At 64.1% G+C, this 16,720-nt stretch carries 17 protein-coding genes and 1 pseudogene; 12 read left to right on the plus strand and 6 right to left on the minus strand.

The window, feature by feature from the left end:
• Positions 1 to 2: 2 nt before the first annotated feature.
• Positions 3 to 1,445 carry a D-alanyl-D-alanine carboxypeptidase gene (locus tag AmiPiv_RS23245; protein WP_340041344.1) on the minus strand — a complete coding sequence of 481 codons (1,443 nt, stop codon included), beginning with the start codon at positions 1,443 to 1,445 and terminating at the stop codon, positions 3 to 5.
• 316 nt (positions 1,446 to 1,761) lie between these two features.
• Here AmiPiv_RS23245 and AmiPiv_RS23250 point away from each other — a divergent pair, with 316 nt between their 5' ends.
• The 3 genes from AmiPiv_RS23250 to clpA all read left to right on the plus strand — a co-directional run bounded on the left by AmiPiv_RS23250 (position 1,762) and on the right by clpA (position 5,169).
• The gene (locus tag AmiPiv_RS23250) at positions 1,762 to 2,091 is read left to right on the plus strand and encodes a phasin family protein (RefSeq protein WP_340041345.1); all 330 of its coding nucleotides are present in this window, start codon (positions 1,762 to 1,764) and stop codon (positions 2,089 to 2,091) included.
• A 268-nt stretch (positions 2,092 to 2,359) separates the two neighbouring features.
• Complete coding sequence (gene clpS, locus AmiPiv_RS23255; RefSeq protein WP_340041485.1) at positions 2,360 to 2,689, plus strand: ATP-dependent Clp protease adapter ClpS; 330 nt, start codon at positions 2,360 to 2,362, stop codon at positions 2,687 to 2,689.
• 8 nt (positions 2,690 to 2,697) lie between these two features.
• Positions 2,698 to 5,169: an ATP-dependent Clp protease ATP-binding subunit ClpA gene (gene clpA, locus AmiPiv_RS23260; protein WP_340041347.1), complete on the plus strand. Its 2,472-nt coding sequence runs from the start codon at positions 2,698 to 2,700 to the stop codon at positions 5,167 to 5,169.
• Positions 5,170 to 5,225: 56 nt separating this feature from the next.
• On the opposite strand, the gene AmiPiv_RS23265 is transcribed toward clpA, so the two are convergent.
• Positions 5,226 to 6,476 (minus strand): GGDEF domain-containing protein, encoded by a 1,251-nt coding sequence (locus AmiPiv_RS23265; RefSeq protein ID WP_340041349.1) that lies wholly within the window; start codon positions 6,474 to 6,476, stop codon positions 5,226 to 5,228.
• A gap of 219 nt (positions 6,477 to 6,695) precedes the next feature.
• Between AmiPiv_RS23265 and AmiPiv_RS23270 the strand changes: the two genes are divergently transcribed.
• The 4 genes from AmiPiv_RS23270 to AmiPiv_RS23285 all read left to right on the plus strand — a co-directional run bounded on the left by AmiPiv_RS23270 (position 6,696) and on the right by AmiPiv_RS23285 (position 9,937).
• Positions 6,696 to 7,409: an AzlC family ABC transporter permease gene (locus tag AmiPiv_RS23270; protein ID WP_340041351.1), complete on the plus strand. Its 714-nt coding sequence runs from the start codon at positions 6,696 to 6,698 to the stop codon at positions 7,407 to 7,409.
• A complete protein-coding gene (locus AmiPiv_RS23275; RefSeq protein ID WP_340041354.1) occupies positions 7,406 to 7,753 on the plus strand; it encodes an AzlD domain-containing protein in 348 nt (115 codons plus the stop codon). The genes AmiPiv_RS23270 and AmiPiv_RS23275 overlap by 4 nt, the downstream gene beginning before the upstream one ends.
• A gap of 94 nt (positions 7,754 to 7,847) precedes the next feature.
• On the plus strand, positions 7,848 to 8,804 hold the full coding sequence (locus AmiPiv_RS23280) for a phosphatase PAP2 family protein (protein ID WP_340041356.1): 957 nt from the start codon (positions 7,848 to 7,850) through the stop codon (positions 8,802 to 8,804).
• Positions 8,801 to 9,937, plus strand: coding sequence for a phosphatase PAP2 family protein (locus tag AmiPiv_RS23285; RefSeq protein ID WP_340041358.1), 1,137 nt, complete (start codon positions 8,801 to 8,803; stop codon positions 9,935 to 9,937). The genes AmiPiv_RS23280 and AmiPiv_RS23285 overlap by 4 nt, the downstream gene beginning before the upstream one ends.
• Positions 9,938 to 9,959: 22 nt before the next feature.
• Here AmiPiv_RS23285 and AmiPiv_RS23290 read toward each other — a convergent pair whose 3' ends face one another.
• Positions 9,960 to 10,394 carry an HIT family protein gene (locus AmiPiv_RS23290; protein ID WP_340041360.1) on the minus strand — a complete coding sequence of 145 codons (435 nt, stop codon included), beginning with the start codon at positions 10,392 to 10,394 and terminating at the stop codon, positions 9,960 to 9,962.
• 89 nt (positions 10,395 to 10,483) lie between these two features.
• Here AmiPiv_RS23290 and AmiPiv_RS23295 point away from each other — a divergent pair, with 89 nt between their 5' ends.
• Positions 10,484 to 10,813: a DMT family transporter gene (locus AmiPiv_RS23295; protein ID WP_340041362.1), complete on the plus strand. Its 330-nt coding sequence runs from the start codon at positions 10,484 to 10,486 to the stop codon at positions 10,811 to 10,813.
• A gap of 3 nt (positions 10,814 to 10,816) precedes the next feature.
• On the opposite strand, the gene AmiPiv_RS23300 is transcribed toward AmiPiv_RS23295, so the two are convergent.
• Genes AmiPiv_RS23300 through AmiPiv_RS23310 form a run of 3 tightly spaced genes read right to left on the minus strand, consistent with a single transcriptional unit; the run spans position 10,817 to position 13,265 of the window.
• Complete coding sequence (locus AmiPiv_RS23300; RefSeq protein ID WP_340041364.1) at positions 10,817 to 12,019, minus strand: GNAT family N-acetyltransferase; 1,203 nt, start codon at positions 12,017 to 12,019, stop codon at positions 10,817 to 10,819.
• A 38-nt stretch (positions 12,020 to 12,057) separates the two neighbouring features.
• On the minus strand, positions 12,058 to 12,786 hold the full coding sequence (locus AmiPiv_RS23305) for a glycerophosphodiester phosphodiesterase (RefSeq protein WP_340041366.1): 729 nt from the start codon (positions 12,784 to 12,786) through the stop codon (positions 12,058 to 12,060).
• A gap of 14 nt (positions 12,787 to 12,800) precedes the next feature.
• Entirely contained in the window at positions 12,801 to 13,265 is a 465-nt protein-coding gene (locus tag AmiPiv_RS23310) for a RidA family protein (protein WP_340041368.1), read from the minus strand.
• 143 nt (positions 13,266 to 13,408) lie between these two features.
• On the opposite strand from AmiPiv_RS23310, the gene AmiPiv_RS23315 reads away from it, so the two are divergent.
• The 4 genes and pseudogenes from AmiPiv_RS23315 (at position 13,409) to tsf (ending at position 16,615) form a co-directional block, all read left to right on the plus strand.
• Positions 13,409 to 14,239, plus strand: a complete 831-nt coding sequence (locus tag AmiPiv_RS23315; protein WP_340041370.1) for a cell envelope integrity EipB family protein — start codon at positions 13,409 to 13,411, stop codon at positions 14,237 to 14,239.
• 10 nt (positions 14,240 to 14,249) lie between these two features.
• Positions 14,250 to 14,510 (plus strand): annotated as a pseudogene (locus AmiPiv_RS23320) (DUF4031 domain-containing protein); the annotation flags it as partial.
• A 285-nt stretch (positions 14,511 to 14,795) separates the two neighbouring features.
• Complete coding sequence (gene rpsB / locus AmiPiv_RS23325) at positions 14,796 to 15,575, plus strand: 30S ribosomal protein S2 (protein WP_340041372.1); 780 nt, start codon at positions 14,796 to 14,798, stop codon at positions 15,573 to 15,575.
• A 119-nt stretch (positions 15,576 to 15,694) separates the two neighbouring features.
• A complete protein-coding gene (gene tsf, locus AmiPiv_RS23330; RefSeq protein WP_340041374.1) occupies positions 15,695 to 16,615 on the plus strand; it encodes a translation elongation factor Ts in 921 nt (306 codons plus the stop codon).
• The last annotated feature ends 105 nt before the right edge of the window (positions 16,616 to 16,720 follow it).

The following is a 16,720-nucleotide window of genomic DNA, read 5'->3' on the forward strand; positions in this document are numbered from 1 at the left end:
GCCTATTGCGCGATGGCGTAGCAGGCGATCTTCTTCTTCTTCAGTGCGTTGCAGGCCTTCCAGGCTGCGTCCTTCGAATCGAAACCGGAGAATCGGGCGCGGAAATAGGTCACGCCGCCCTTCTCGAAAGGCACCGTGAATGCGGATGCGTCGGCGAGGACCTGCGGAACCTGCTTGGCTGCCTTGTCGAGGATGGTGCGGGCTTCCGAGTCGCTCGGCGACGAGGCGATCTGGACGGCCCAGCCGGTCGGCACCGAGGCGGTCTTGAAGGCGTCCACTGCCGGAGCCTCGGACGGCTCGGCGAATGCCTGCTCGACGGCCTCGGCGGCGTTGCTCGGCACGGCCTCCTTGGACTTGCGGATCTGGAACGGGATGTTGCCGCCGAAGCGCTCGGCCGAGGCCATCGCGATCTTGGGCTGTGCGGAGAGGCCGATGGTCGGCTTCTGCGCAGGCGCCGCCACGGGGGCGACTTCGGCTGCCGCAGCCGGCGCGTCGTCGGAAACGGCTGCTACCTCGATCGGCTGCTCAGCCTGCGGACGGCGATCCGGCGTCGGCACTTCCTGCTTGGGCAGCGCGACCTTGGCGGCGACGACCGGCTCAGGGGCGCTCACATCGGCCTTGGCGATCAGATCGCCGCCGCCACCGCGTCTGGACGCCTGCGGAAGATAGGTCTTGATCAGTTCGGCCATGCGGCTGTCGCGGCCGGCGCCGCTGGCACCGCCCATGACGACGGCGACCAGGCTGCGGTTGCCGTCCTGCACCGAGGAAACCAGGTTGAAGCCGGAGGCGCGGGTGTAGCCGGTCTTGATGCCGTCGACGCCCTTGACGCGGCCGAGCAGGCGGTTGTGGTTGGCGATCCGCTGGCGGCCGAAGGCGAAGGAGCGGGTCGAGAAATAACCGTAGTACTGCGGGAAATGTTCACGCAGCGCGATGCCGAGCGTCGCCATGTCACGCGCGGTGGTGAATTGCGCGGTGTTGGGCAAGCCGTTGGCGTTGCGGAAGACGGTGCCCTTCATGCCGAGGCTACGCGCCCTGGCGGTCATCATGCGGGTGAAGTTCTCCTCGGAACCGCCAATCATCTCGCCAAGCGCGGTCGCTGCGTCATTGGCCGAGCGCGTCACGAGCGAAAGGATCGCGGCCTCGACCGTGATCGAGCTGCCAGCCTTGACACCGATCTTGGTCGGTGGCTCGGACGCTGCGTTCTTGGAGAAGACGACCTGTGTATCCTTGCGGATCTTGCCCTTCGCAAGCGCTTCGAAGGTCATGTAGAGCGTCATCATCTTGGTGAGCGAGGCCGGATAGCGCCGGGAATCGGCGCTCGACGAATGCAGCACCTTGCCGGTGTTGGCGTCGATGACGATGGCTGCGTACCTGCTGTCCTTCGCTGCCGAAGTGGGGGCGACCGTCGACAGTCCGATCGCTGCCGCGAGCGTGTAAACCATCATGGATTTTAATGAGATAGCCGCCTTGAAGAGCTTACCCGGCAACGCCTGACGCACTGTTTCACCCTTGGATTATCGTTGCGTTCGGGGCGGCAAAGGTTCCTGCCCCATATCCGCGCACTCTAAGGGTGGCCGCGTTACCAATCCGTTTATGGTAACCGCCCCGTTCACACTTTTGCTCGGGCTTAAATCGAAATTTAGGGAATGGCAGGGGCTGGCAAATGACGCTGGGTCAGTTGACAATTTGTGCGGTGCACAATATGTAGGCTGCATCGCACAATCGCATAGCGCAGCGCTCCCAACCCGAAAGGATGCAGCGATGACCCAGACCTATGAAGATTTCAGCAAGTACGGCAAGGAATTCGTGGACACCGGCCTGAAGAGCTATGCTTCGCTCTCCAAGGGTGCCCAGGCGATCGCCACCGAGGCGACCGACTACACCAAGAAGAGCTTCGAGACGGGCGCTGCCGCCTTCGAGAAACTGCTCGGCGTCAAGTCGTTCGACAAGGCTATCGAGATCCAGGCCGACTACGTCAAGCAGGCCTACGAGGGCTTCGTCGCCGAGGCGACCAAGTTCGGCGAACTCTACGCCGAACTGGCCAAGGACGCCTACAAGCCCTTCGAGTCGCTCGTCGCCAAGGCGAAGTGACCGATCCCAACAGTGGGGGGCGGATCTCAGCATCCGCCAAGAAAGACCCGGCTGCGCCTTCGCAGCCGGGTTTTTTGTTGCAAGAGCAGTCGTCGGCTTCACGAAAGAGGCAAAACGCTCTGGGTAGTCCAGTGGCCATATTGTCAGCACGTTAGAAGGGCTTAAAATCCTCCCAGTGACACCTACATGACGAGGTGGGTCGGAATTGACGAAGGGCAGGACCACGGTGACTATCGGCTTGGAGGCCACACGGCTTGATGTGGCGCGGATGCAGAACGGTGACGAGGGCGGCAACGGCCCCGGCCGCGGAACGGCAGTCATCACCCGCAGCAAGACCAAGACCAAGCGGCCGAGCCTCTACCGGGTCCTCATCCTCAACGACGACTACACCCCGATGGAGTTCGTCGTGCATGTGCTCGAACGCTTCTTCCAGAAGGACAGGGAGGCCGCGACCCGCATCATGCTGCACGTCCACAACCATGGCGTCGGCGAGTGCGGGATCTACACCTATGAGGTGGCCGAGACCAAGGTGTCTCAGGTCATGGATTTTGCCAGACAGAACCAGCATCCGCTACAATGCGTGATGGAGAAGAAGTGAGGTATTGAATGCCGGCTTTCTCCCAAGGCCTCGAAAAGGCGCTGCACCAGGCGCTGACGCTCGCCAACGAGCGTCACCACGAATACGCGACGCTAGAACATCTGCTGCTCGCATTGATCGACGACACCGAGGCTGCCGCCGTCATGCGCGCCTGCAACGTCGATCTCGACGAACTGCGCCAGACGGTGCTGACCTACATCGACACCGAACTCGACAACCTCGTCACCGGTTACGACGAGGACTCCAAGCCGACGGCCGGGTTCCAGCGCGTCATCCAGCGCGCCGTCATCCATGTGCAGTCGTCCGGCCGCGAGGAAGTATCCGGCGCCAACGTGCTCGTCGCCATCTTCGCCGAGCGCGAGAGCCACGCCGCCTATTTCCTGCAGGAGCAGCAGATGACCCGTTACGACGCGGTCAACTACATCTCGCACGGCATCGCCAAGCGTCCCGGCGCCTCCGAGGGCCGCACGCCGCGCGGTGCCGACGAGGAGCAGCACGGCCCCGGCAACGAGGCGGGCGAGGAAAGCGCCAAGACCAAGAAGCAGCAGGACGCGCTGACGGCCTACTGCGTCAACCTCAACGCCAAGGCACGCGCCGGCAAGATCGATCCGCTGATCGGCCGCGAGGCCGAGATCAACCGCACCATCCAGGTACTGTGCCGGCGGTCGAAGAACAATCCGCTCTATGTCGGCGATCCTGGCGTCGGCAAGACGGCGATCGCCGAGGGTCTGGCCAAGCGCATCGTCGAAGGCGACGTGCCGGAAGTGCTCGAGGATGCTACCATCTTCGCCCTTGACATGGGCACGCTGCTCGCCGGCACGCGCTATCGCGGCGACTTCGAGGAGCGGCTGAAGCAGGTCGTCAAGGAACTCGAGGAATATGCCGGCGCGGTGCTGTTTATCGACGAGATCCACACGGTTATCGGCGCCGGCGCCACCTCGGGCGGGGCGATGGATGCTTCCAACCTGCTCAAGCCGGCTCTGTCGTCAGGCGCCATCCGCTGCATCGGTTCAACGACTTACAAGGAGTTCCGCCAGTTCTTCGAGAAGGACCGGGCGCTTGTCCGCCGCTTCCAGAAGATCGACGTCAACGAGCCGACGGTTGCCGATGCCATCGAGATCATGAAGGGCCTGAAGCCCTATTATGAGGACTTCCACAAGGTGAAGTTCACCAACGAGGCGATCAAGGCCGCGGTGGAACTCTCGGCGCGCTACATCAACGACCGCAAGCTGCCGGACAAGGCGATCGACGTCATCGACGAGACCGGCGCCTCGCAGATGCTCTTGCCCGAGGGCAAGCGCAAGAAGACCATCGGCATCAAGGAGATCGAGGCGACCATCGCCACCATGGCTCGCATCCCGCCGAAAACCGTCTCCGCCGACGACGAGAAGGTGCTTGCCGGCCTCGAGACCGAGCTCAAGCGCGTCGTCTATGGTCAGGACACGGCGATCGAGGCCCTGGCCGCATCGATCAAGCTGGCGCGTGCCGGCCTGCGCGAACCGGAGAAGCCGATCGGCTCCTACCTGTTTTCCGGCCCGACCGGCGTCGGCAAGACCGAGGTCGCCAAGCAGCTCGCAGCCTCGCTCGGCGTCGAACTGCTTCGCTTCGACATGTCCGAATACATGGAGCGCCACACCGTCAGCCGTCTGATCGGCGCGCCTCCCGGCTATGTCGGCTTCGACCAGGGCGGCCTGCTCACCGACGGCGTCGACCAGCATCCGCATTGCGTGCTCCTGCTCGACGAGGTCGAGAAGGCGCATCCCGACCTGTTCAACATCCTGTTGCAGGTGATGGACCACGGCAAGCTGACCGACCACAACGGCAAGCAGATCGACTTCCGCAACGTGATCCTGATCATGACCACGAATGCGGGCGCCTCCGACATGGCCAGGGCGGCCATCGGCTTCGGCTCGTCCAAGCGCGAAGGCGACGACATGGAGGCGATCAACCGGCTGTTCTCGCCGGAGTTCCGCAACCGTCTCGATGCCATCATCCCGTTTGGCTCGCTGCCGGTGCCGGTCGTTCACCAGGTGGTTCAGAAGTTCGTCATGCAGCTGGAGACGCAGCTCTCCGAGCGTGGGGTCACATTCGACCTGTCGCAAGAGGCCGTCGCCTGGCTGGCCGACAAGGGCTACGACGAACGCATGGGCGCGCGCCCGCTCGCCCGTGTCATCCAGGAGCACATCAAGAAGCCGCTGGCCGAAGAGGTGCTGTTCGGCAAGCTCAAGAAGGGCGGAACGGTTCGCGTCACAGTGGAGAAGAAGGAGACCGGCGAAACCGGCCTCAAGCTCGAAACCGTGGCGGACGACGTGCCGGTCAAGCCAAAGAAGGAAGAGCCGGCCGACCGGCCCAAGACCAAGCGGATTGCCGCCAAGAAGCCCGCGGCCAAGAAGGTCGTGGCCGCCAAGCCGAAGTCCGACCCCAAGGGCAAGGACGGAGGCAAGCGGAGCCTGGTTCCGCAATTGCCCAGAAAGGGTTGAAATCAGACGAGAAAGCCCCGGTAACGGGGCTTTCTTTTTTGGCATTCCGCCAGCGATCAGTCCAGGATTGCGCTCTCGACGCGGTTGCGCCCCCGCCGCTTGGCCTCGTAGAGCCACTTGTCGGCGTCCTTGGTCATTTCCTCGACGGTCGCCGGACCGCCCTCGACGGTGGTGATGCCGATGCTGACGGTGGCGCTCATGCCGAGATCGGTGACGCTGGCCGACGCGACCGCGGCGCGCAGGCGCTCGCCCATGACCGCAGCATCGCCCGCATGCAGGTCCTGGCAGATCGCGGCAAATTCCTCGCCGCCGTAGCGGAACAGGTAATCGCCGCTGCGCAATGAGCCCGCCAGCGCATGCGCCACGTCCTTCAGCACCTTGTCGCCGGTCACATGACCGAACTGGTCGTTGATGTTCTTGAAATGATCGATGTCGATCATCAGCAGGCTCACCGGCTTGCCCGCGCCGACGCTCCGGTCGACCAGCGACTGCGCCATCGATTCGAACTGGCCGCGGTCGCGCGCGCCGGTCAGTGAATCGATGCCGGTGCGCTGCAACAGGTCTTCGTAGCGGTGGCGAAAGGTGAGCCTGTCGAAGACCTTGAGCAGCGGCTCTGGGCTGGCGGGGGCGGGGCGGGTCTCGACATAGCGCAGATAGCCGACAAGAAGCAGGCTGTAGAGCGCGGCCGCTCCCATCTTGGCAATCCAGCCGCCGTAGAGCGCGCTTATCGGCACGCCCGTGACGAGGCGCAAACCGATGAAGAACAGCAGCTGGTCGAAGGTCAGCACCACTGCAAGGCTCAGGAATGCGCGCTTGAAGATCGTGCCGGCTATGCGCTGGCCGAGCTTTTCGTAGAGCAGGATGAGGGCGATGCTGTCGACGAAGAGCAACAGCGTTCCCCACACCATCAGCAGGCCCATCTGGTCGAGGAAGGTGAGGTCCGGCTGGTAGCCCGGCAATTCGGCCGCGCCGCCGTAGAGGCGCAGAACCAGCGCAAGCCCGACCATCAGGCAGTTGCCGATCAGCAGGCCGTAGATCGGCTGGCGGACGGTCTCGGCGTCCTCCTTGATGTAGAGGAGCAGGAACATCACCAGCTTGCCCGAGAACATGACGGTCGAGCCGGGCGAGATGAGGCCGAAGGGAAGCGGCAGGAAGAAGACCGCGGCCAGGTAGGTCTCGAGGAAATGCATCACGCCCAGCACGCAGACGAAGATGCCGATGCCGAACCTGTGCCGGGCGTGGAACACGGCCGCCATGGTTGCGAAATAGATCAGAGCCTGCACCACTAGCAGAATCGTGCCGGACATGACTTCCTCGCTTCCCCACAAGACTTCTCTACATGTTGACGGTGCGTAAGTTGTCAATATGCCGTCGCGGCGTTCCGCAACTTTGACATGGCTGGGGGATCGAAGGCCTATCGGCTCGCAGAACCGCCGCGTAGGTCGGACGGCGGCGCTGACTTGGCGCAATGCCCGTGCTATCGGCTTGGCAATGGCTGCCCCGACCCACCACCTTCCGTGCCGAGCATGACCGCGCGCCGTCTTTGGTATCTGCGCGGCGCTCGAACGGCGGTTTCCATTCCGGGCCTCATCCTGGCCAGCGCCTTCGTCGGCTTTGCCGGCCTCGCCAAGGAAGCGGGGCTCACTCTGGCAGAGACCGTGTTCATGGTCGGCATGGTCTGGGCCTTGCCCGCCAAGGTCGTGCTCGTCGGCGCCATCCTGTCCGGGGCCTCGCTGCCCGCCGCCGCCTTTGCGGTCGCGCTTTCGTCCATTCGCCTCGCGCCGATGGTGGTTGCCCTGGTTCCCGAACTGCGCGGGCCGAAAACGCCGCGCTGGGTGCTCTACGTGCTTTCCCATTTCGTCGCGGTGACCTCGTGGGTGCTCGCCATGGAGCGGCTGCGCGGCATCCCCCGCGACATGCGCACCAGCTACTATGCCGGGCTCGGCTCGACGCTGGTGCTGGTCAACATGGCCGTGGTCGCAATCGTGTTCCTATTGGCCGACAGCTTGCCGCCGGCGGTTTCGGCAGCCCTTTTCCTGCTCACGCCGATGTATTTCCTGACCTCGCTGTGGGGCTCGGCGCGCGAGCGCGCAGGGCACGTCGCCATGGCCATCGGGCTGGTCGTCGGCCCCTTGCTCCACCTTGTGGTGCCGGGATTCGATCTGCTGGGGGCAGGGCTGATCGGCGGTGGCGTCGCGTTTGCTTTCCACAAGCTGTTGCGTCGGAGGGCGCCGGCGTGACGTTCCAATCGGTCGATGCCTGGTGGTGGCCGTTCCTGTTCATCCTGGTGGGCGGCTGGCTGGCTACCGACGCCTGGCGCTTCCTCGGCGTCTATCTGGGCGACCGCCTCTCGGAGGATTCCGACCTGCTGGTGCTGGTCCGGGCGCTCGCCACGGCACTTGTCGCAGCGGTCATCGGCAATCTCATCGTCTTCCCGAGCGGCGAGCTGGCCGAGACACCGCTGGCGCTGCGCCTGGCCGCCGTCGCGGCAGGCTTCGCCGCCTACATGCTGCTGGGGCGCAAGGTCATCGTCGGCATCATCGCGGCGGAAGCCGTGCTGCTCGGGGGGATCGCACTGTTCTAACTGCGGCCACGCTCGACGGGGACGTCGCGACAAGGATGGATTCACACGGGCTTAACCGCCGCTAACTAATGTGCTGCTCGGGTGCGAGGGGCAAATGGTGGAAATCCATTCGACGGTCAGGCACATTCAGGTCGCTGGAGCGGATCTGGGCACGGCGGGACGGCTGAAGATCGCCCTGATTTCCAGTCTCGTGGTCATCGACACGATCTGGATCGCCGCGTCGGATTTCGAATTCGATCTGCGCAGCCTGGCGAAGGTTGCGGCCGTCACCATCGCGTTGGCCACCATTTCCTGGTTCTACCGCGTGAAGCGCCCGATAAGGCAGTTCGAGACGCTTTGCACCGAGACCGCGTTCCTGTTGGCCTTCTCCGCATCGGCTGCGGTCTTCAGCGTCCTGATGACCTCAATCGGCTTGCCCTTGGTCGACGACAGGCTGATGGCGATTGACGCCGAGTTGGGTTTCGACTGGCTGGCCTATGTGGGTTTCGTCAATGACAGGCCCTGGCTCGGTGTAGCGTCGTCCTTGGTCTATGTGACCACCATCTCGCAGGTGGCGCTGACGGTTGTTGCCGTCGGAATGCTGGGACACCTCCAGATGGTCCAGCGTTTCGTCCTTTCGGTAATGTTTGGCGCTCTGATCTGCATTGTCATCTCTGCTTTGCTGCCTGCGGCTGGCGCATTGGGCACGATACGACCATCGCCGGACTTCATTGCGGCGAACAACCCCGTCGTCGACCTGGAATACAAGCAGGCCTTCTTCGACCTGCGCAACGGTCTTGGCCGCCTGATCTCGCTCGACGAACCGCGTGGCCTCATCGCTTTCCCCTCCTACCATAGCACTCTCTCCGTCCTGATCGTCCTCGCGTTCGTGGGGACAGGCAGGTGGTTCTGGCTGGTGTTGGCCCTCAATCTCGCCGTGATCTTCTCCACGCCAGTGGACGGTGGTCACCACCTCATCGACGTGCTCGGCGGCGTTGCGGTCGCCTTCGCGGCGTGGGCACTGGCCGGTCGCTTCTTCGCGGTGCGGACATCCATTCGGACGGATTCATGAGCGAGATTCCCTTCAGAGATGGTCCCGGTCCTTCGCTCGCCCCGCGCAGCCTGGTGGGGGATGCGCCACTCGGCCGGAGGTTGGCCGAGTTCCTTCGGTTGAATTGCAAGGAGCAGGGCCTGTTTCTCGGTGCGGTTCTGCTTGTCGTTGCCGCCCGTTTGATCCTGTTGCCCGGTGCAGTTGAAATGATGGCATGGTCCATCACGCAGAGCCTGCGGCCGTTCGTCGGGGCCTGGGCGCTGGCCATATGCGGCTACCTGGCGATCAGGACGCTTCGCTCGGGATCGATTTCGAAGAGTTTCGACTACCTTTGGGCTGAAGTGTTCACGTGGCGCAATGCAGCCGTGGCCGTTCCGGCCTTGGTGGCGGCCGCCCTCTTGATGAATTCGTTCAGTCATTTCAAATCAGCGATCCCGACTTTCAATCCGTATGGGCTCGATGCCTTGTTCAGGGATGCAGATCGCTATCTGCATTTCGGAACGGACCCGTGGAGATGGCTCGATGCCGTGCTGGGATACGGAACTGCAACGGTAATACTGGACCGCGTCTACTACCTGTGGTTCTTCGCCGTGTATCTTTCCATGGGACTGGTGATGGGGTTGCCGGACAAGTTTGGCATCCGCCACCAGTTCATGCTGACCTATGTGCTGATCTGGGGCGTCCTCGGCATCATATTCGCCACGGCGTTGTCGTCCGTCGGTCCGATCTTCTACGATCTTGCCTATGGCGGGCCGTCCTCGTTCACCGAGTTGATCCGCAATCTCGAGGCGGTAAACGCCACCTGGGGCCTGAATACCCTGCAGGTCCGCGAAGTGTTGTGGGGTTCCTATGTGAACGATATCGACACCGTCATTTCGGGCATCTCGGCCATGCCTTCCATCCACAACGCGATGTGCGTGCTTTTCTTTCTTGCAGCCCGGCATATCAACCGCTGGCTGGCCGCAGCCGCGGCGGTCTTCGCCCTGATTATCTTCGTGGGATCGGTCCATCTGGGCTGGCACTACGCCATTGATGCATATGCATCGGCATTCGGCGTTGCCCTGCTTTGGAAACTGGCTGGGCTCCTGACCGGCAACGCCGCAGCCCGCCGCGCAGTGGCCCCGCTTCACGTCGCGGAGCCAGCTCGACCGTAGGCCTTGGCCCGCAGCAGCGGGTTCAGGCGTTTGCCAGCGCCGCCCTGATCCTCTCGGCGTTGGCCGCGAGGACTTCCGGCTTTTCCATCGGCCCGCCCGGTGCCTTCAACGCCACGCCGTCGAATCGCGGGATCACGTGCACATGCAGGTGGAAGACCACCTGGCCGCCGGCGCTTTCGTTGAACTGGTGCACGGTGACGCCCTCGGCGTCGAAAGCCTTCTTCACCGCGCGCGCCAGCTTCTGCGCCGTGCGCATCACCGCGGCCAGGCTCTCTGACTCCACGTCGAGGATGTTGCGCGCCGGCTGCTTTGGAAGCACCAGGCAATGGCCCTCGCCACGCGGCATGATGTCCATGATGGCGACCGTGTCGGCGTCCTCGTAGAGCTTGTGCGACGGCAATTCGCCACGCAGGATCTTGGCAAAGACGTTGTTTGGATCGTAAGCGATGCTCGACATGGCCTATCCCGTTTGATGCTGATACGTGGTGGATGTTTCGGCGCTGGCGCCGACCGCGTCAAGCCGCGAGGGGGCCGAGAGGAGCGAAGTTGAACTACGTCTATTTGATCGTTGCGATCGCCTTCGAGGTGGTGGCCACCTCGGCGCTCAAGGAAACCCAGGGCTTTACCAAGCTGATCCCGTCGGTCATAGCGCTCGCGGGCTATGGCTTCGCCTTCTACTACCTGTCTCTGGTGTTGAGGGTCGTCCCGGTCGGCATCGTCTACGCTCTATGGTCGGGTGCCGGAATCGTCCTCATCACCGGGATCGCCTGGGTGTGGTTCCGCCAGTCGCTCGACCTGCCGGCGCTGCTCGGCATCGGCCTCATCATGGCCGGCGTGGTGGTCATCAACCTGTTCTCGAAATCGGTCGCGCACTGAAGCTCAGCCGCGCCGGAACGGGCCGTGGTCTTCCAGATATTCGCCGATTTCGGCGACCTCTTGCCGCTCGCGCTCTAGATATTCGGCCACTGCCCGGCGCAGGCCGGGATGCACGATGTAGTGTGCCGACTGGGTGGTGACGGGGCGGTAGCCGCGCGCCAGCTTGTGCTCGCCCTGGGCGCCTGCCTCGACGACCTTGAGCTTGCGTTCGATGGCGAAGTCGATGGCTTGGTGGTAGCAGACCTCGAAATGCAGGAACGGGTGGTCCTCGATGCAGCCCCAGTTGCGGCCGAAGAGCGTGTCCGATCCGATGAAGTTGATCGCGCCGGCGATGTAGCGCCCGCCGCGGCGGGCCATGACGAGCAGCACGTCGTCGGCCATGCGTTCGCCGATCAGCGAGAAGAATGTCCTGTTGAGGTAGGGCCGACCCCATTTGCGGCCGCCCGTGTCCATGTAGAAGGCGAAGAAGTCGTCCCAGGCCGCCTCCGTCAGGTCGCGGCCGGTCAGCCATTCGATCGAGATGCCCGCGGCCAGCGCCTCGCGCCGCTCCTTCTTCAGCGCCTTGCGCTTGCGCGAGGCGAGCGTGGCCAGGAAGTCGTCGTAGCAGGCAAAGCCTTCGTTGATGAAGTGGAACTGCTGGTCGGTGCGGCGCAGGAAGCCGGCCGCCTCGAGGACCTCGACCTCGTCGGCCGGGGCGAATGTCACATGCGCCGAGGAGACGCGCAATCCCTCGGCGACGCTGCGAAGGGCGGTAGCCAGCGCCGATCTCGCTTGGCCGGTATCGGTCTCGGCCACCGTTAGCAGGCGCGGGCCGGTGGCCGGCGTGAACGGGACCGAGCACTGCAGCTTGGGATAGTAGCGTCCGCCGGCGCGCTCGAAGGCGTCGGCCCAGCCATGGTCGAACACATACTCGCCCTGGCTGTGGGATTTGGCGTAGCAGGGAAGGGCCCCGAGAAAGGTGCCGTCAGCTTCCAGCCGCAGATGATGCCCCTGCCAGCCGGTCTTGCGGACGGCGCAGCCGGACTCCTCCAGGATGTTCAGGAAATCGAATGAAACGAAGGGGTTGTAGGGAATTCCTGCCTGGCCCTTGGCCGCGCCCGACAGTCTGCTCCATTCGTCGCGGCTGAACTCTGCGATCGAGGCGGCGACGCGGACGGCGTATCCGCCATCCGCCAATTTCGCCCCGGCGTCGCTCGCATTGGTCATTGGCTTTACTTACGCTCGAAAGCCGTTGTTGCAAGGGGCTAGGCGACCGCCGCCCCGTCGGGCAGGAACCCCTCGAAAGTCATCTGGTCGGCGTGGGCGAAAGTCCTCTCGACCGCGTTGCCGTCGCGCACCGTCCAGGTGATAACGGGCATGTCGAGGCGTTCGCGCACAAAGCTCACGAAGCGGTTGGGCAGGTGGTCGACCGCGTAGGAAACGAATGAGATCCCGTGCGCGAGCATGGAGAAATGCGCCTCGAGTTCCCGATCCTTGTCGCCCCATGCGGTCAGGCCGCCGGGAATGCCGGGGGCATGTCTCGCGAAATCCCGGATCAGCCAGTGGTCGAAGGACATGATCGCCGCCTTGCCGTGGTAACCGCGCAGGACTGCACCGACCTTGGCGACGAGGCCGTCGTCCTTGCCCGGGATGCCCTTGAGTTCGATCACCAGCGGCACGCGGCCGTCGACGAGCCTGAGCAGTTCCTGGAGCGTTGGCACGTGGTCGGCGGTGGCGCCGATGCGCAGGGCGCCCAACTCGGCCGCGGTTCGCTGCCAGACATAGCCTTCCGTGCCCGTCAGGCGGTCGAGCGCATTGTCGTGGAAGACGACCACTTCGCCGTCCGCCGTCAGATGCACGTCGCATTCGATCGCGTAGCCGTGCTGGGCGGCCCTTTCGAATGCCGACAGCGTGTTTTCCCAGCACTGCTTGTTGAGGTCGTGCAGGCCCCGGTGGGCGATGGGGCGGGCCGTGAGCCAGGCGAGGTCGGTCATCGGCATTTGTCCGTTCACTCGGTTTCAACGATCGCTTCGATCTCGACCGCCGCATTGAGCGGCAGCGAGGCGACGCCGACCGCCGAACGCGCATGCTTGCCGCGCTCGCCGAGCACAGCCACGAGGAAATCGGAGGCGCCGTTGGCGACCAGGTGCTGCTCGGTGAAGTCGGGCGTGGACGCCACGAAGACCGTGATCTTGACGATGCGGCGGATCTTCTCGAGGTCGCCGAGGGCGGCCTGCACCTGGGCCAGGATGTTGACGGCGCACTGCTTGGCGGCGTCCTTGGCCCCCGCCGTGTCGACGTCACGACCAACCAGGCCGGAGGCCAGGAGCTTGCCGTCCTTGAGCGGCAGCTGGCCGGCGGTGAAGACGTAGCTGCCGGTCGCCATGAACGGCACGTAGTTGGCCGCAGGTGCCGCGGCAGCGGGCAGCGTGACGCCGAGGTCGCTCAGCCGCTTTTCGATTGTTTCGCCCATTGTCTTTCCTTATCTCTGAGTCTGGCGTGGAAGGTGAGTTGGCGCCGAAACTGCTATTTTTGCCTCGCTTCCGCCACGACTTTTTTTAAGGTGGACCATCATTCCCAGCGGTCTGTCAGACCGCGCCGACCGGAGCCTCATATATGCGCGCAGCGCGCCTTGCCCTACTTGCCACCCTGTCCGCTCCGGCTTTCGGCGCCATGCCTGCCTTTGCCGCCCCTGTGGCGCTCGCTCCGCACCGCGCGGTCTATGACCTGGTGCTCGACCAGGCCTCCGATCGGTCGGGAATCACCGGCCTGACGGGCCGCATGGTCTACGAATTCAACGGCTCGCCTTGCGAGGGCTACACGGTCAAGTTCCGCTTCGTCACGCAGATCGCGACGCGCGAAAATACCCGCGTGACCGACCAGCAGACGACGACCTTCGAGGATGCGGAGGGAAAGACCTTCTCCTTCGTCACCAAGTCCTTCGTCGACCAGAGCCTCGACCGGGAGGTGAAGGGCACCGCGACGCTCGAGCCCAACGGCCTGAAGGTCGAGCTGGAGAAGCCGCAGGCCGGCGTGGTGGACCTGGCGAAGACGCAGTTCCCCACCCAGCACCTGGTCGAACTCATCGGCAAGGCGGAGAAGGGCGAGACCTTCTACGAGACCAGCCTGTTCGACGGTTCCGAAGACGCCGACAAGGTGATGACCACCACCGTCATCGTCGGCAAGAAAAGCCAGGCGCCGAGCGGCGATCCGGAGCTGCCGGTTCTGGCGGGGCTCGCCAAGGACCAATATTGGCCGGTCGACATCGCCTATTTCGACCTGAGCAAGGGCGGCGGCGAGGAAGTGCCGGAGTATCGCATCAGTTTCAAGCTGCACGAGAACGGGCTGACCCGTGATCTCGTCATGGACTATGGCGACTTCTCGATGACCGGCAAGCTGGTCAACCTTTCCCTGTTCCCCACGCCCAAGGGCGAGTGCAAGCGGTAAGCGAGCGCCGGTGGCGGTCTATGTCGACGCAGCTATCTGGAAGTGGGTGGGCCACCGCTGGTGCCACCTGCTCGCGGACGACACGGCCGAGCTGCATCGTTTCGCCGCGCAGCTGGGCCTGAAGCCGTCCTCCTACCAGGGGCCGCCCAAGACGTCGGCGCCGCATTACGACATCACCGGTTTCGAACGCGATCGGGCCGTGAGGCTCGGCGCGATCGAATGCAGCCGCGAGGAGATCGTGGCGGTGTTCCGGCGGGTCCGTGTCCGCAACTTCAGGCGGCGCGATCCGAAGCCCGCGGAGAAGCAGGCGCCGCCCGAGCCGACGCTTTCTGGATGGGCCGCCGGCAGCTGAACGGACCGAACCCGAGCGGGCAGGGCAGGCGATGCGGTTCGCGGGGTTGCCTTCGCAGCGCAACACGTCTATATGCCGCCGCATTCCACACACGGACTTTGGTTTCCGACCGGGAGAAATCCGGCTGAGACCTCCGGTGGCGTTTCGAGCAATCCAGCGAAAAGCGTCATGTCCGTGGAGGCTAACCGGAAAGGAAAATGACAGATGGCATTGCCTGATTTCAGCATGCGCCAGCTCCTCGAAGCTGGTTCTCACTTTGGCCACCAGACCCACCGCTGGAACCCGAAGATGGCGCCCTACATCTATGGCGCCCGCAACAACATCCACATCATCGACCTGTCGCAGACGGTTCCGCTGCTGCACCAGGCGCTGAAGCAGGTTTCGGACGTCGTGTCGCGCGGCGGCCGCGTGCTGTTCGTCGGCACCAAGCGCCAGGCTTCGGACATCGTTGCCGACGCCGCGCAGCGCTCGGCCCAGTATTACGTCAACTCGCGTTGGCTCGGCGGCATGCTGACCAACTGGAAGACGATCTCCAATTCGATCCAGCGTCTGCGCAAGCTCGACGAGATGCTCGCCGGCGAAGCCCAGGGCTTCACCAAGAAGGAGCGCCTGAACCTCGACCGTGAGCGCGAGAAGCTCAACAAGGCCCTCGGCGGCATCAAGGACATGGGCTCGACCCCGGACCTGATGTTCGTGATCGACACCAACAAGGAAGCGATCGCCATCCAGGAAGCCAAGCGTCTCGGCATCCCGGTCGTCGCGATCATCGATTCGAACTGCGACCCGGACAAGATCGACTTCCCGATCCCGGGCAACGACGACGCCGCCCGCGCGATACAGCTTTATTGCGACCTGATCGCCAAGGCTGCCATCGACGGCATCGCCCGCCAGCAGGGCGCGCTGGGCGTCGACATCGGCGCTGCGGCCGAAGCTCCGGTCGAGCCGGCTCTCGACAATTCCGCGTCGGGCGAAGCCGAGGCGTAATCGCGAAGGCCGGGTGACCGGCCTTCCTTCCAGGATTTGGCGCATACCTCGCGCCGGCGTACGGCGCATCATCGAACCCTCGGTGGTGCGCCAGCGCATTTAGAAACAAAGAGGCCACAATGAGCATTTCGGCAGCACAGGTTAAGGAACTCCGCGAACTCACCGGCGCGGGCATGATGGATTGCAAGGCGGCGCTGGCCGAGACCGGCGGCGACATGGAGGCCGCGGTCGACTGGCTGCGCAAGAAGGGCATCTCCAAGGCTGACAAGAAGGCCAGCCGCACGGCGGCCGAAGGCCTGATCGGCGTCGACGCCGGTGTCCGCGAAGCCGTCGTCGTCGAGGTCAACTCCGAGACCGACTTCGTCGCCCGCAACGCCGCCTTCCAGGAGATCGTTGCCAACGTCGCCAAGGTCGCGCTCGCCTACGGCACGACCGAGGCCGTCGCCGCGGCCAAGTATCCGGGCTCCGACAAGTCGGTCTCCGACACGATCAAGGACGCCGTCGGCACCATCGGCGAGAACATGAGCTTCCGTCGTTCGGTCAAGCTGTCGGTTTCGGAAGGCGTGGTTGCGACCTACGTCCACAACGCCGTCGCCGACAACCTCGGCAAGCTCGGCGTCCTGGTCGCGATCGAGACCGCCGGCAACCATGATGCGGCCCGCGCCTTCGCGCGTCAGGTCGCCATGCACGTCGCCGCGACCAACCCGCTTGCCCTGACCCCCGACGAGGTCGACGCCGCTCACGTCGAGCGCGAAAAGGCGATCTTCGCCGACCAGGCCCGCCAGTCGGGCAAGCCGGAGAACATCATCGAGAAGATGGTCGAAGGCCGCATGCGCAAGTTCTACGAGGAAGTCGTGCTCCTGAAGCAGGCCTTCGTGCTCAACCCCGACCTGACGGTCGAGGCAGCACTCAAGGACGCAGAGAAGCAGATCGGCGCGCCGGCCAAGATCTCCGGCTACATCCGCTTCGCGCTCGGCGAGGGCATCGAAAAGGAAGAGAGCGACTTCGCAGCCGAAGTCGCAGCCGCTGTTAAGGGCTAAAAGCCGCGCTGCATCAAGCGCTTCCTGAGGATAGCCGAAGGGCGCCGCGTGACATCGCGGCGCCCTTCGTGTATCGGAACTCCCGATCTTTCAACAGCCGCGAGG

It is taken from the genome of Aminobacter sp. Piv2-1, from assembly GCF_037625995.1.
GTDB lineage: Bacteria > Pseudomonadota > Alphaproteobacteria > Rhizobiales > Rhizobiaceae > Aminobacter.

Bases quoted from the DNA above. Each gene is read 5' to 3' on its own strand.
- AmiPiv_RS23245 (WP_340041344.1), bottom strand. From the start codon at position 1,445: ATGATGGTTTACACGCTCGCGGCAGCGATCGGACTGTCGACGGTCGCC.
- AmiPiv_RS23250 (WP_340041345.1), top strand. From the start codon at position 1,762: ATGACCCAGACCTATGAAGATTTCAGCAAGTACGGCAAGGAATTCGTG.
- clpS (WP_340041485.1), top strand. From the start codon at position 2,360: ATGCAGAACGGTGACGAGGGCGGCAACGGCCCCGGCCGCGGAACGGCA.
- clpA (WP_340041347.1), top strand. From the start codon at position 2,698: ATGCCGGCTTTCTCCCAAGGCCTCGAAAAGGCGCTGCACCAGGCGCTG.
- AmiPiv_RS23265 (WP_340041349.1), bottom strand. From the start codon at position 6,476: ATGTCCGGCACGATTCTGCTAGTGGTGCAGGCTCTGATCTATTTCGCA.
- AmiPiv_RS23270 (WP_340041351.1), top strand. From the start codon at position 6,696: ATGACCGCGCGCCGTCTTTGGTATCTGCGCGGCGCTCGAACGGCGGTT.
- AmiPiv_RS23280 (WP_340041356.1), top strand. From the start codon at position 7,848: ATGGTGGAAATCCATTCGACGGTCAGGCACATTCAGGTCGCTGGAGCG.
- AmiPiv_RS23285 (WP_340041358.1), top strand. From the start codon at position 8,801: ATGAGCGAGATTCCCTTCAGAGATGGTCCCGGTCCTTCGCTCGCCCCG.
- AmiPiv_RS23290 (WP_340041360.1), bottom strand. From the start codon at position 10,394: ATGTCGAGCATCGCTTACGATCCAAACAACGTCTTTGCCAAGATCCTG.
- AmiPiv_RS23300 (WP_340041364.1), bottom strand. From the start codon at position 12,019: ATGACCAATGCGAGCGACGCCGGGGCGAAATTGGCGGATGGCGGATAC.
- AmiPiv_RS23305 (WP_340041366.1), bottom strand. From the start codon at position 12,786: ATGACCGACCTCGCCTGGCTCACGGCCCGCCCCATCGCCCACCGGGGC.
- AmiPiv_RS23310 (WP_340041368.1), bottom strand. From the start codon at position 13,265: ATGGGCGAAACAATCGAAAAGCGGCTGAGCGACCTCGGCGTCACGCTG.
- AmiPiv_RS23315 (WP_340041370.1), top strand. From the start codon at position 13,409: ATGCGCGCAGCGCGCCTTGCCCTACTTGCCACCCTGTCCGCTCCGGCT.
- rpsB (WP_340041372.1), top strand. From the start codon at position 14,796: ATGGCATTGCCTGATTTCAGCATGCGCCAGCTCCTCGAAGCTGGTTCT.
- tsf (WP_340041374.1), top strand. From the start codon at position 15,695: ATGAGCATTTCGGCAGCACAGGTTAAGGAACTCCGCGAACTCACCGGC.